Source organism: Amycolatopsis sp. NPDC003731 (assembly GCF_053586895.1).
Genome location: NZ_JBSFNC010000038.1, coordinates 28,974 through 41,832, shown reverse-complemented (window position 1 = coordinate 41,832; position 12,859 = coordinate 28,974). Strand labels below are relative to the sequence as shown.

Sequence of the window (12,859 nt, the reverse complement as noted above, 5' to 3'; positions counted from 1 at the left end):
CTCACTTCCAGCGGAAGTGCACGAACACCCTGCCGAAGTTGTCCTTGTCCTTCTCGACCCGGTGGTAGAGCGCCTTGACGTCCTTGCGCTCGAGGAACCGCAGGACGTGCTTCTTCAGCTGACCCGAGCCCTTCCCGGGGATGATCTCGACGAGCGGCGCCTTCTTGGCCACGGCCTCGTCGATGATCGCCTTGAGCGCCCGGTCGATCTCACCGCCGCGGTTGTAGATGTCGTGCAGATCCAGCTTGAGCTTCACCCGCCCTTCCGGCCCCACCGACGTGCGCCAACAGCCGGCACGCGTGATCCCCGCGCCGACACACGTGATTGACGGGTCGACACGCCAGGTCCGAGCCGTGTCGACCCTCCAATCACGCGTGTCGACCCTCTGATCACGCGTGTCGGCTGCCGGATCACAGCGCCTGCCACCAGCCGTCGACCGCTGGGGGTGCTGCCGCGTCGATGCGCTCGCCCGGGCGGGGGATGGCCAGCGGGAGGTCGGCCTCCTTGGCCTCGCTCCACACGCGGTCGGCCGGCTCGCCCCACGGGTGCATCGCCAGCTGGAACGTCGCCCAGTGCACCGGGACCAGCAGCTTCGCCCGGACGTCGAGGCCCGCCGCCACGCCTTCCTCCGGGGTCATGTGGATGTCCGGCCACTGCGGGGCGTACGCGCCGACCTGGATCAGGGCCGCGTCGAACGGGCCGTGTTCCGCGCCGATCGCCGCGAAGCCGTCGAAGTAGCCCGTGTCGCCGCTGTAGAACACCCGGTGCGCCGGGCCCAGCAGCGCCCACGACGTCCACAGCGTGTCGTCGTTCGTGATGCCGCGGCCGGAGAAGTGCTGGGCCGGCGTCGCGATGAAGCGGACGCCCGCCACCGTCGCCTCTTCGTGCCAGTCGAGCTCGATGATGCGCGCAGCCGGCACGTGCCAGCGCTCGAGGTGCGCGCCCACGCCGAGCGGGACGAGGAACGGCGCTTCGGACGACGTCACCAGCGCGCGGACCGTCGCCAGGTCGAGGTGGTCGTAGTGGTCGTGCGAGATGACGACGGCGTCGATCCGGCCGAGTCCGGACAGCGGAACCGGCGGCTCGTGCAGCCGCCTCGGGCCGGCGAACGCGGCGGGGGAGACGCGGTCGCTCCACACCGGGTCGAGCAGCACGCGGGCGCCGTCGAGCTCGACCAGCGTCGAGGCGTGGCCGTACCAGGTCAGGTGCAGCCCGCTCGCCGACTCGACCGGCCCGGCCGTCACCAGCGGGACCGCGCCGGCCGGTTTGCGCAGCTCACGGTCCTCGCCGAAGAACATCTCGCGGAAGATGGCCCGCATCGACGCCGCTGTCATCGGGTGCCGCGGCGCCGCGTTGCGGAACACCTTGCCGTCGAACTGCGGCGAGGAGCGGACCCGCTCGGCCCGGGCACCGGTGGCTTTGGCACCGAACGCCGCGGGTAAGTCGCGCAGCGCAGCGATCGTCTTCCTCATGGGATCGAGTCTACGAACGGTTCCTGAGAGGGGCCCCAGCTTCATGCAGGTGGGTGAGGGCCTGCCGGTAGGAGTCGACCAGGCTCGTCTGCAGGTAGGGAACGCCGAGCTCGGCGCAGTAGGCCTGGACGATCGGCTGCGCCCGCCGCAGGTGCGGTGACGGCATGCTCGGGAACAGGTGGTGCTCGATCTGGTAGTTGAGCCCGCCGAGGGCGACGTCGGTGACGAGCCCGCCGCGGACGTTGCGCGAGGTCAGCACCTGCTTGCGGAGGAAGTCGAGTTCGGTGCGCCCGGTCAGCGTCGGCATGCCCTTGTGGTTCGGCGCGAAGATCGATCCCATGTAGACACCCCACAGTCCCTGGTGGACGGCGAAGAACAGCACCGCCATGCCGGGGCTGAGCACGGTGAACAGCGCGCTGAAGTAGAGGACGAAGTGCGCGGCGAGCAACGCGGCTTCGACTTTGCGGTGGCGCAGGCCCGGCTTGCCGACCGCGCGGATCCCCGACCAGTGCAGGTTGAGGCCTTCGAGCGTGAGCAATGGGAAGAACAGGAAGGCCTGGTACCGCCCGATGAACCGCGGCACCCCGCGGCTAGCGCGCGCCTGGTCCTTCGACCAGACGAGGATGTCCGGATCGACGTCGGGGTCGAGCTCCTCGTGGTTCGGGTTGGCGTGGTGGCGGGTGTGCTTGTCCATCCACCAGCCGTAGCTCATCCCGATCCCGAGGTTCCCGGCGAGCATCCCGGCGATTTCGGTGGGCCGCCGTCGCCGGAACACCTGCTTGTGCGCGAGATCGTGCGAGAGCAGGGCGACCTGCCCGAACATGACGGCCAGGAAGGCCGCGACGCCGAGCTGCCACCAGGAGTTCCCGAGCAGCGCGAAGGCCACCCACCCGGCGGCGAACAACCCGGCGACGAGCGCGATCCGGGCGGTGTAGTAGCCGGGCCGCCGTGCCATCAGCCCGGCGGCGGAGATGCGGTGGCTCAGCCGGGCGAAGTCGCTGCCGACGCTGTTCTCTGTGGTGGTCACCCACCCGAGTCTTCGCACCGGCGCCCGATTTCGGAATCCGGCTCGCCCCAGACGGTTTCGGGGGGCCAGCCCTACCGCCCGAGCCGGTAGGCGCTCGGGTCAGGAAGCGACGTACTCGGCCAGGTGCTTCCCCGTCAGCGTCTTCTTCCGCGCCTTCACCAGCTGCGCCGGCGTCCCCTCGAACACGACCTTCCCGCCGTCGTGACCCGCTCCGGGGCCGAGGTCGATCAGCCAGTCCGCGTGGGCCATCACCGCCTGGTGGTGCTCGATGACGATCACCGACTTGCCCGCGTCCACCAGGCGGTCCAGCAGGCCCAGCAGCTGCTCGACGTCCGCCAGGTGCAAGCCCGCCGTCGGCTCGTCGAGGATGTACACCCCGCCCTGCTCCGCCATGTGCGTCGCCAGCTTGATGCGCTGGCGCTCGCCGCCGGACAGCGTCGTCAGGGGCTGGCCCAGCGTCAGGTAGCCGAGGCCGACGTCGGACAGGTGCGTGAGGATCTTGTGCGCCGCCGGCAGGGCGGCGTCGCCGGAGGCGAAGAAATCCAACGCCGAAGCCACCGACATGCCGAGGACCTCGCTGATGTCGCGGCCGCCGAAGGTGTACTCCAGCACGTCGGCGTTGAACCGCTTGCCCTCGCACACCTCGCAGGGCGTCGCCGTGCTCGCCATGATCCCCAGGTCCGTGTAGACCACGCCCGCGCCGTTGCAGTTCGGGCACGCGCCTTCGGAGTTCGCGCTGAACAACGCCGGCTTGACGCCGTTGGCCTTGGCGAACGCCTTGCGGATCGGCTCCAGCAGGCCCGTGTACGTCGCCGGGTTGCTCCGGCGCGAGCCGCGGATGCCCGTCTGGTCGACCGTCACCACGCCCTCGCCGCCGGACACCGAGCCGTGGATCAGCGAGCTCTTGCCCGAGCCCGCCACCCCGGTCACCACCACCAGCACGCCGAGCGGGATGTCGACGTCGACGTCCTGCAGGTTGTGCGTCGACGCGCCGCGCACCTCCAGGACACCCGACGGCGAACGCACCGACGACTTCAGCGACGCCCGGTCGTCGAGGTGCCGCCCGGTCAGCGTCCCGCTCTTGCGCAGACCGTCCACAGTGCCCTCGAAGACGATCTCGCCGCCTTCGGTGCCGGCGCGCGGGCCGAGGTCGACGACGTGGTCGGCGATCGCGATCGCCTCCGGCTTGTGCTCGACGACCAGCACCGTGTTGCCCTTGTCACGCAGCTGCAGCAGCAGGTCGTTCATGCGCCGGATGTCGTGCGGGTGCAGGCCGATCGTCGGCTCGTCGAAGACGTAGGTGACGTCGGTCAGCGACGACCCGAGGTGGCGGATCATCTTGGTGCGCTGGGCTTCCCCGCCCGACAGTGTCCCGGATGGACGGTCCAGCGAGAGGTAGCCGAGGCCGATCTCGACGAACGAGTCGAGCGTGTGCTTCAGCGCGTCAAGCAGCGGCGCCACCGACGGCTCGGACAGCTTCCCGACCCACGCGGCGAGATCGCTGATCTGCATCGCGCACACGTCGGCGATGCTGAGCCCGTCGATCTTCGAGGAGCGCGCCTCCGCCGAAAGCCGGGTGCCGTCGCAGTCCGGGCAGGTCTGGAACGTCACGGCCCGCTCGACGAACGCGCGGATGTGCGGCTGCATCGCGTCGACGTCCTTGGACAGGAAGGACTTCTGGATCGCCGGCACCAGCCCCGAGTAGGTCAGGTTGATGCCCTCGACCTTGATCTTCGTCGGCTCCTTGTACACCAGGTCGTCGAACTGCTTCTTGGTGTACTTCTTGATCGGCTTGTCCGGGTCGAAGAAGCCGGAGCCGCGGAAGATGCGGCCGTACCAGCCCTCCATGCTGTAGCCCGGGATGGTGATCGCGCCCTCGTTGAGCGACTTGTTTTCGTCGAACAGGGCGGTGAGGTCGATGTCGTTGACCTTGCCGCGGCCCTCGCAGCGCGGGCACATGCCGCCGGTGATGCTGAAGCTGCGCCGCTCCTTGATCTGCCGGCCGCCCTTTTCGATGGTGACCGCGCCGGCGCCGCTGATCGAGGCGACGTTGAACGAAAACGCCTGCGGTGACCCGATGTGCGGCGTCCCGAGCCGGCTGAACAGGATGCGCAGCATCGCGTTCGCGTCGGTGGCGGTGCCGACGGTGGAGTGCGGGTTGGCGCCCATCCGCTCCTGGTCGACGATGATCGCGGTGGTGATCCCGTCGAGCACGTCGACGTCGGGTCTGGCCAGCGTCGGCATGAACCCCTGCACGAAGGTGCTGTAGGTCTCGTTGATCAGCCGCTGCGACTCGGCGGCGATCGTGCTGAACACCAGGGAGCTCTTGCCGGAGCCGGAGACCCCGGTGAACACCGTCAGCCGCCGCTTCGGCAGCTCGACACTGACGTCCTTGAGGTTGTTCACGCGCGCGCCGTGGACGCGGATCAGGTCGTGGCTGTCGGCCACGTGCGGTGCGTTCTTCCTCGTGCTCATCGGGGCTCTCCAGCGTTCGTTCGGTCAGCGTGCTTGTTGGATGCGGACGAGGTTTCCGGCGGGGTCGCGGAAGGAGCAGTCCCGGATGCCCCAGGGCTGGTCGGTCGGTTCCTGGACGACCTCGGCGTCACCGGCCTGCACCCGCTCGAAGGTGCCGTCCAGGTCGTCGGTGGCCAGGTTGACCGCGGCGAAGCTGCCCTTGGCCATCAGTTCCGTGATGGTCCGGCGTTCTTCTTCGGTCAGGTCCGCGTAGGAGGCGCCCGTCGGCTGCAGCACGAGCGAGGTGTCGGGCTGGCCGGGCAGGCCGATCGTGAGCCAGTGCTGGCCGCCGTAATCGACGTCGTTGCGCACTTCGAAACCGAGGGTGTCGCGGTAAAAGGCCAGCGAAGCTTCGTGGTCGTGGTGGGGGAGGAAGGTCTGGTGAATGGTGAGGTTCATGGGAATCACGCTACTTTCGGGCGTGCTGCCCGGGCTTCTCGATTCCTGATCGCTTCGGCGGCCCGCCGGTAATCGTGCGGGGAAAGGCCGTAGGCGTCCTGGAAACGGCGGACGAACAACGCGACGGGCAGGCCCACGATGCGCGCGAGTGCTTCGAGGTCCAGCGGCCGCGCGAATCCGGTGTCGATGCGGTCGCGGACGCGGCGCAACAGCGTCAGCTCACGCAGGTGGTTCTCGGCGGCGGCTTTCAGGCCGAGGCACATGTCGGGTTCCCTTCGTGGACGCGCCCGAGCACCGCCCGGGCCGCGATCGGGAGCAGCAGGAGGGTCAGCACGCCGGAGAGCACGAGCCCGCCCGTGCTGCCGGTCAGTTCGATCAGGGGCCCGCCCAGGGCGAGCCCGAGCGGGGCGGCCACCGTGGCGCCCGTCGTCCAGAGCGTGACGACCTGCTGCTGTTCCCCGGGGGCGAGCCCGGACTGCAGGAAGCTGTACGCGACCGGCGTGAACGGCGCGTACACCAGGCCGCCGAGGGCGAAGACGAGCAGGGCCACGGTGAGGTCGCCGGTGACGGCGAGCGCGATCGGGCACAGCGCCCACAGCCCGATGATCGCGACGAGCAGCGGCCGCTGCGGCAGGTTCCGCAGCCGGCTGACGAGCGCGGCGCCGGCGAACGCGCCGACCCCGAGCGCACCCCACAGCACCCCCAGGCCGGACGCGCCGGCGTGCAGCGTCCCGCTCACGTACAGCGGGAGCGCCACTTCGACCGGCATGTACAGGAAGTTGAAGAAGAACTCGACCACCAGCAGCCGCGCGGCGACCGGACGGCGGCGCAGGATCCGCCAGCCCGACTCGTGGGTGCCCTCGTCGCGCAGCGCGTCCCGGTCGCCGGCCTCGCGGGGGACGCAGGCCAGCAGGATCAGCGCTCCGGCGGCGTCGACGAAGAGCGCGTATCCCGCACCGGCGGTGGCCACGAGGACCCCGCCGAGCACCGGCCCGGCGATGTAGAGCGCGAACGTCGTGTTCAGGCCGAGCAGGCCGTTGACCGAGAACCGGCCGGCCTCGCCCGCGGCCGACGTCGCCAGCAGGCGGCGGCTGCTCGACCCGGCCAGCCGGAAGGTGGCGCCGAAGAGCAGGCCGGCGGCCAGCACCGGCAGGGTGAGCCGGCCGGAGACGGCCAGGACGCCGAGGACGGCGAAGGTGGCCGACCGCAGCACGCAGTCGGCGACGAGCAGCGTGCGCGGCCGGAGGCGGACCCGGCCGAGGCCGATGGCCAGGGCCAGCACGGTGGACAGGACGAACGGCGCGGCCTCCACGACGCCGATGGCGATCGCTTTCGGGACGTCGCCGTGCAGGGAGAGCGTCTGCACGGGCATGGCCACCAGGAGCATGCCGGTGCCGATGTTGGCGAGCAGGTCGCCCAGCAGGAGCCCGGCGATCCGCCGGTCGCGCAGTACCTCGCGGTAGCCGAGCGCCGTCGTGGTCAGCGCAGTTCCTGGATGCGCAGGAGGTTGCCGGCCGGGTCGCGGAAGGAGCAGTCGCGGATGCCGTAGGGCTGGTCGACCGGCTCCTGGACGACCTCGGCGCCGCCGGCCTCGAGCTTGGCGAACAGCGCGTCGAGGTCCTTGGTGGCGAGGTTGGCGCCGGCGTAGGTGCCCTTGGCCATCATCTCGTTGATCACGCGGCGCTCGTCGTCGGTCAGGCCGGGCGTCGCGGCCACCGGCGTCAGGACGATCGCGGTGTCGGGCTGGTTCGGCGGGCCGACGGTGATCCACTGCATGTCGCCGTACTTGACGTTTTGGCGGACCTCGAAACCGAGGAGGTCGCGGTAGAAGGCGAGCGAGGCTTCCGGGTCGGTGTGCGGCAGGAAGCTCGAGTGAATGGTGACGTCCATGGTCGTCACCCTAGGTGGCCGCCGACGGCCGCGCTTCTCGATTCCTGATCGGTCTGGTGACCTGTTTGGCGACGCACGGCGGCATCCCGACGGTGGCCTCGGCCTGCTCCTCGCGGTAGACGCTCGGAGGCATCCCGACCAGCTCGGCGAACCGGGTGCTGAAGGTCCCGAGCGACGAGAAGCCGACGGTGAAGCACACTTCCGTGACGCTCAGCTCGCCCTTCCGCAGCAGGGCCATCGCCCGTTCGATGCGGCGCGTCATGAGGTACGAATACGGTGACTCACCGTAGGCGCGCCGGAACTGCCGGCTGAGGTGCCCGGCCGACATGTTCACCCCCCGCGCCAGCGCCTCGACGTCGAGCGGCTGCGCGTACTCCCGGTCGATCCGGTCCCGGACGCGCCGCAGGAGCGCGAGGTCCCGCAGGTACTGGGCCGAGGAGCTGGTCACCCTTGGATCCTGCCATAACGGACGAGGCGGGCCGAGGCTTTCGTGTCGACCCCCCAATCACGCGTGTCGACCCTCCAGTCACACGTGTCGACCTTCCAATCACGCGTGTCGTCCCTCCAGGTACGTGTGTCGTCCGTCCAGGTACGCGTGTCGTCCGTTCGCGCACGGCATCCCGCGTGACTCGGGGCGGATCTCGCGTGATTGAAGGGTCGACACACGTGATTGGAGAGTCGACTCACGTGATTGGGGGGTCGACACGCGTGATTGGGGGGTCGACACGGTGGAGCCGTCCCGGGGGTTCCCGTGCCCCCGGGACGGCCGTGCACCGGTGCTGCACGACCGTGGCGTTCCTTCCGGCGGCATACCCGTCCGCCGGACCGATCGTCACGGCCCGTGCGCCCCGGCGGAGTGACCCGCCGCGGCGCTCGACCCCGGGCCCCCGCCCGGTGTGCCGGAAGAAGGCCACCCCGGGGGCGTCGGGTTCCCTCGGGATGGCCCTCTCCTGGCCCGCCGGGCGCTCGTGTCCTTCACCAACGCGAGGCGGGCAGGGGGACGTTCGGGGCCGGCCACCACACCACCCAGCCGCGGAGGGAGTGTGGTGGCCGGCAAGGGACGGTGGCCGCCGCGCGCAGCCCCGCCCCGGCTTCTCTACCTCCCCATCGGGATGGCCATGGTCGGCAACGCGGCGCCGGGCTGGGCGGCGAACGCCGTGGTCGGCGGGGCCGGCAGGGCCTGCGCGGGGAACGCCGTCGTCGGGATGTCGTTGGCGAACTCGCTTTCGAACTCGCGCTCGAAGGCCTGGTGGTCGAAGCCGCTGTCGAACTCCGGCGGCACGTCGGCCGCCAGCGCGGCGAGCGCCGGCTCGACCGTCGGGACCTCCGCCACCGGAGCAGCGGGCGCGGGCTCCGGCTCGGGCACGTAGTCGGGCGCGGGCAGCCGGCGGTTGAGCTCGGCCATCCAGTCCAGCATCGCCCGCGGCTTGTCCCAGCAGGAGATGCCGACGAGCTGCCCGTCGCGGACGAAGCCGGTGATGCCGTCGGCCAGCGACACCGTGTCCTCGGCCAGCGACGGCATCCCGCACATCTGCAGCCGCGTGTCGTACAGCGTCGACCAGGCGCGGGGGAGCGGGGTGAACGGGATGGCGCTGGAGTGCCCCATCAGCAGGTTGTCCGCCGCGTGCCGGGCCGACTCGACGGCGTTGATCCAGTGCTCGACCCGCCGCGGGGTCTCGTCGAAGCGCAGGTTCGGCCAGCGCGCGATGTCCCCGGCGATGACGACGTCGGACGCGCCCTCGGCGAACAGCTTCGAGTCGCAGAGGACGCCGTCGCTGATGTCCAGGCCCGACCCGCGCATCCAGTCCACCGACGGGACGCTGCCGATGGCGAGCACGACGACGCTGGCGACCAGCAGCTGGTTGTTCGTCAGGTGCAGCCCGACGGTGTCCTTCGTGCTGATCCAGTGCCGGACTTCGCTGCGCATCGCCAGGTTCGCGCGGTGCTCGTGGTGCGCCTCGACGATGCCGCTGGAGACGCGGTCGCCGAAGCGGTGCAGCGGCGCCTTCGCGTGCCCGATCAGGGTGACGTCCCGGCCGATGTGCCGCATGCTCGCGGCGAACTCGTTGCCGATCAGGCCGGCGCCGATCACGACGGCCGGCTTCTTGCTGGCGTTGAGGCAGCGCCGCACCGCCATCGAATCCTCGACCGTGCGCAGGATCCGCACCCGCGGGTCGTGCCGCGGCGCGCCGGGCAGGTGCCGCGGGTAGACGCCGGTCGCGGCGATCAGGCCGTCGTACCAGAGGGATTCGCCGCCGGGCAGGTGCACGACCCGCTCGGTGGTGTCCAGGTGCGTGACCCGCGCGCCGAGGCGCCAGTGGACGTCGAGGTCCGGCAGGTAGTGCGAAAGGCCCACGTCGCTGGGCCGTTCGGTCCCCATCACCAGCGCCTTGGACACCATCGGGCGGTGGTAGGGGCGCCGGGCCTCGTCGCCGATCAGGACGATCTCGCCGTCGAACTTCTGTTCCCGCAGGCGTTCCGCGGCACGCAGCCCGGCGACGCCCGCACCGACGATGACGATCCGGTCGCCGTCAGCCATCGAGGTCCCCTCTCATCACGACCGCCTGCATCGGGCAGCAGCGGGCGGCCATCTTCGCCTGTTCCATGGTGGTTTCGTCCAGCAGCCGCGTGTGGAAGCGCAGGCGGCCGTCCTGGCCGAGGTCGAACACGTCCGGCGCCTCCATCGCGCAGATGCCGTAGAGCTCGCACCGGTCGTTGTCGACGCTGATCCGGGGCCCGTTCCCGGGCAGACGGAAGGGCATGTCAGGCCACCTGCTCTTCCACGAGGCCGATCCGCTCGAGCGTCCGGGCCGGCATGAACCGCAGCATCGACACCGTCACGGCCGGCACGAGCAGCGTGATGCCGCCCAGCCAGGTCACCGAGAGGTGGCCGTTGGCGATGGCGCCGAACCAGGAGTGGATCGCGATGAGCCCGACCGCCGGGTAGGCGCAGCGGTGCAGCCACAGCCAGCGCCGGTAGGACGTGAAGCGCTGCAGGCCCGCCGTCAGGAAGATGGCGAACATGACCTCGAAGCCGACGATGCCCGCGATGTGGCGCGCTTCCTGCCCGGAGCCGAACGGGATGAACATGTAGCCGAAGCTGTACGGCTGGACCGTCAGGTAGGTGAAGCCCAGCGCGTGGACGAGGCCGAAGATGATCGTCGCGGTGGCCAGCACCATGTGCGTGCTGCGCAGGCCCTTCCGGCCGGTGACCGAGCGGATCCAGCCCGTCGCGGTGAGCACGCCCCAGGTCAGCGTCAGCATCGCCGCCCCGTAGGACGTCCGGGCGGCGAAAGCGGCCAGGCCGCGGGCGGCCGGGTCGGTCTTCGGCTGGAACTGCTGGGTGAGGAAGATCGTCGCGTCGTGCCAGGTCTCAACCATGGCTACCCCCGGTTCTCGCGGTGGCGGGCCGGGACGACGCCCGGCCGCGGCCACGGTTGCTCTTGACCTGCCGCAGCACGTAGAACAGGCCACCGCCGAGCAGCAGGAACAGGGCTCCCACCACGGCGATCTGGGAGGGGTCGAGGCCGAGCTGGATCCCGGTGGGCGCCGCCGTGGTGGAGACCGACGGGGCGGGCAGCGCGGTGTAGTCGACCATCCCGGTGCTTTCGAGCATCGTCATGTGCCGCATCACGGCCTGGTTGCCGACGGTCGCGAAGGCCCGCACGTCGTCGTTGCGGGTACCGGCCCGCAGCTGCGCCAGGACGTTGAACACCGCGCCGTGCGCCGCGCGCAGCCGGTTGGCGAAGACGCGGTCGAACTCCGGGCCGGGGGAGGCGGCCATCTCTTCGGCGAGCCAGCCGCGCTGTTCGTCCGAGGGCTGGTCGGGGACCGGCGAGTTCAGCTTCTGCGAGAGGGCGCGGGTCGCCACGTCGAGGCGGCCGTGGTCCATCATGATCGCGAAGCCGACCTTCTGGACGATCGGGCCGCCCTTCTCCATCGCCATCATGCCCGACGGCATCTCCCACAGACCGGCCTGGCGGACCTTGGTCAGCAGCACGGCGTCGGTGTCGGAGATCGCGGTGGTCTGGGCGAGGGAGGTCGAACCCGGGGCCAGCAGCGCCAGCACCAGGGCCACGACGAAGAGGATCCGGACCAGCGGCCGGGAGCGATCGAGGACCGACGAGGGTTCGCAGCCGAACCCGGCGAGCTCAGACGCCGAACGCATTTTGCCTCCACTCGTCCTGGGTGAGGGTGATCTTCTTGCCGTCCGGCGCGATCGGGTACCACGCCTGGTCGGCGCCCTGGCCGGAGGTGTCGGCCGGCTCCTGGTCGCCGGTGAAGTGGTACAGCGGCCAGCCGGCGAGGGTCTGCTGGGTGCTGCCGTCGTCGCGGGTGATCTGCCCGATCAGCGACTGGTCGACGTCGATCGGCGCCAGGTTGCCGGGCTTGACCGGGATCCACTTGGCCGCGCACGCGTCGGTGCAGTTCGACCGCGAGGGGTTGGGGGTGTCCCGGTCGTACCGGTAGATGGTGTACCCGGTCCCGTCGACGAGCAGGAGCCCCAGGTCGAACGTCTTCGCCGCCCTGAGCTGGCTCTTCGCGGGGTTGTTCGGGTCGGCGGTGATGCCCTGCGGCATCGGCAGGACGACCTGCCCCTGCTGCATGCCGGGCATCTGCATCCCGGCGGCGCCGCCGGCTGCGTAACCGCCACCCGAGGTGGTGGCCGCGCCGGCGGTACAGGCAGTGAGCAAGGCGAGTGCGGTGAGGCACACGGCGGCGGGGACCACCGGGCGGGGAATGCGGATCACTGCTCCTCCGTGGGGCATGACTACGCGCTGTTGCCGGTAGTGCAACGGAAAAGGGCGCGAAAGATCCACAGTGGACATTCGGTCCGGAGTGGATGCGGAGCGTTGCGGGGGACAACGCCTGGTCGGGGTCTTCGGTAGGGGATACGGACACGGTCCGGAAACGGTTCAAAAAAGTTTTGCCCCTGGTTCGCGGGCACGAAGTACTGGACGTAGGCCGTCCGGCCCACCAGGATGTCCCGCGTGGGACGGCACACCCGAGCGCTCAGATCCATCGGAGATCAGGAGGCCGTCGTCGAGTCCGGCGACGGTTCCGATGATCTGGCGAAGGCGCTCTACCAGGAGTTCGGCGGGTCCCTCATGGCGTTCGCACTGCGGCTGACCGGCCACGACCGGCAGTGGGCCGAGGACGTCGTGCAGGAGACCCTGATCAAGGCGTGGCGGAACGCCGACAAGCTCGACCGCCAGCCCGAGATGCTGCGTGCCTGGTTGTTCACGGTGGCCCGGCGGATCGTCATCGACGGCTGGCGCAGCCGCAGTGTCCGGCCCCAGGAGCTCGAGGAGATCGAATCCGACGCGATCGCGGTGTCCGACGAATCGGACCGGACGCTCGCCGCGATGATCGTCTACGAGGCGCTGCAGGGTCTTTCGCCCGAGCAGCGGGAGGCCATCCAGCAGACCTACCTGCGCGATCGGACCGTGAACGAGGTCGCGGCCACCCTCGGCGTGCCCCCGGGCACCGTGAAGTCCCGCATCCACCACGCCGTCCGCGCGCTGCGCCGGGCCTTGCGCGAGCGGGGGTGAACTGA

The 12,859-nt window shown here is 70.4% G+C and carries 15 protein-coding genes; 1 reads left to right on the top strand and 14 read right to left on the bottom strand.

The genetic code is table 11. The annotated features are described in order from the left end of the window. Position 1: 1 nt before the first annotated feature. The 14 genes from ACWDN5_RS18355 to ACWDN5_RS18290 form a co-directional block, all read right to left on the bottom strand. The gene (locus tag ACWDN5_RS18355) at positions 2 to 256 is read right to left on the bottom strand and encodes a Smr/MutS family protein (protein ID WP_086675002.1); all 255 of its coding nucleotides are present in this window, start codon (positions 254 to 256) and stop codon (positions 2 to 4) included. A 154-nt stretch (positions 257 to 410) separates the two neighbouring features. Beyond that, positions 411 to 1,472 carry an MBL fold metallo-hydrolase gene (locus ACWDN5_RS18350; RefSeq protein ID WP_449677146.1) on the bottom strand — a complete coding sequence of 354 codons (1,062 nt, stop codon included), beginning with the start codon at positions 1,470 to 1,472 and terminating at the stop codon, positions 411 to 413. Between the two features lie 10 nt (positions 1,473 to 1,482). Further along, positions 1,483 to 2,499, bottom strand: coding sequence for a fatty acid desaturase family protein (locus ACWDN5_RS18345; RefSeq protein ID WP_310974818.1), 1,017 nt, complete (start codon positions 2,497 to 2,499; stop codon positions 1,483 to 1,485). A gap of 99 nt (positions 2,500 to 2,598) precedes the next feature. Continuing rightward, on the bottom strand, positions 2,599 to 4,974 hold the full coding sequence (locus ACWDN5_RS18340) for an excinuclease ABC subunit UvrA (protein WP_310974819.1): 2,376 nt from the start codon (positions 4,972 to 4,974) through the stop codon (positions 2,599 to 2,601). 24 nt (positions 4,975 to 4,998) lie between these two features. Then, positions 4,999 to 5,412, bottom strand: a complete 414-nt coding sequence (locus ACWDN5_RS18335; protein WP_449677145.1) for a VOC family protein — start codon at positions 5,410 to 5,412, stop codon at positions 4,999 to 5,001. A gap of 5 nt (positions 5,413 to 5,417) precedes the next feature. Beyond that, on the bottom strand, positions 5,418 to 5,675 hold the full coding sequence (locus ACWDN5_RS18330) for an AraC family transcriptional regulator (RefSeq protein WP_449677144.1): 258 nt from the start codon (positions 5,673 to 5,675) through the stop codon (positions 5,418 to 5,420). Continuing rightward, a complete protein-coding gene (locus ACWDN5_RS18325) occupies positions 5,660 to 6,832 on the bottom strand; it encodes an MFS transporter (RefSeq protein ID WP_310994509.1) in 1,173 nt (390 codons plus the stop codon). Before ACWDN5_RS18325 ends, ACWDN5_RS18330 begins: the two co-directional genes overlap by 16 nt. 59 nt (positions 6,833 to 6,891) lie before the next feature. Next, positions 6,892 to 7,302 (bottom strand): VOC family protein, encoded by a 411-nt coding sequence (locus ACWDN5_RS18320; protein WP_449677143.1) that lies wholly within the window; start codon positions 7,300 to 7,302, stop codon positions 6,892 to 6,894. Between the two features lie 10 nt (positions 7,303 to 7,312). Continuing rightward, positions 7,313 to 7,750, bottom strand: coding sequence for a helix-turn-helix transcriptional regulator (locus tag ACWDN5_RS18315; protein ID WP_310974823.1), 438 nt, complete (start codon positions 7,748 to 7,750; stop codon positions 7,313 to 7,315). Positions 7,751 to 8,398: 648 nt separating this feature from the next. Continuing rightward, the gene (locus ACWDN5_RS18310) at positions 8,399 to 9,841 is read right to left on the bottom strand and encodes an NAD(P)/FAD-dependent oxidoreductase (protein WP_310974824.1); all 1,443 of its coding nucleotides are present in this window, start codon (positions 9,839 to 9,841) and stop codon (positions 8,399 to 8,401) included. Continuing rightward, positions 9,834 to 10,064, bottom strand: a complete 231-nt coding sequence (locus ACWDN5_RS18305) for a ferredoxin (protein ID WP_310974825.1) — start codon at positions 10,062 to 10,064, stop codon at positions 9,834 to 9,836. Before ACWDN5_RS18305 ends, ACWDN5_RS18310 begins: the two co-directional genes overlap by 8 nt. Before the next feature lies 1 nt (position 10,065). After that, positions 10,066 to 10,683 carry a ferric reductase-like transmembrane domain-containing protein gene (locus tag ACWDN5_RS18300; RefSeq protein ID WP_310974826.1) on the bottom strand — a complete coding sequence of 206 codons (618 nt, stop codon included), beginning with the start codon at positions 10,681 to 10,683 and terminating at the stop codon, positions 10,066 to 10,068. Beyond that, positions 10,676 to 11,470, bottom strand: a complete 795-nt coding sequence (locus tag ACWDN5_RS18295) for a DUF4142 domain-containing protein (protein ID WP_449677142.1) — start codon at positions 11,468 to 11,470, stop codon at positions 10,676 to 10,678. Before ACWDN5_RS18295 ends, ACWDN5_RS18300 begins: the two co-directional genes overlap by 8 nt. Continuing rightward, positions 11,454 to 12,053: a hypothetical protein gene (locus tag ACWDN5_RS18290; RefSeq protein ID WP_310974828.1), complete on the bottom strand. Its 600-nt coding sequence runs from the start codon at positions 12,051 to 12,053 to the stop codon at positions 11,454 to 11,456. Before ACWDN5_RS18290 ends, ACWDN5_RS18295 begins: the two co-directional genes overlap by 17 nt. Positions 12,054 to 12,293: 240 nt before the next feature. Between ACWDN5_RS18290 and ACWDN5_RS18285 the strand changes: the two genes are divergently transcribed. Continuing rightward, positions 12,294 to 12,854 (top strand): sigma-70 family RNA polymerase sigma factor, encoded by a 561-nt coding sequence (locus ACWDN5_RS18285; RefSeq protein ID WP_086849750.1) that lies wholly within the window; start codon positions 12,294 to 12,296, stop codon positions 12,852 to 12,854. Positions 12,855 to 12,859 lie beyond the last annotated feature (5 nt).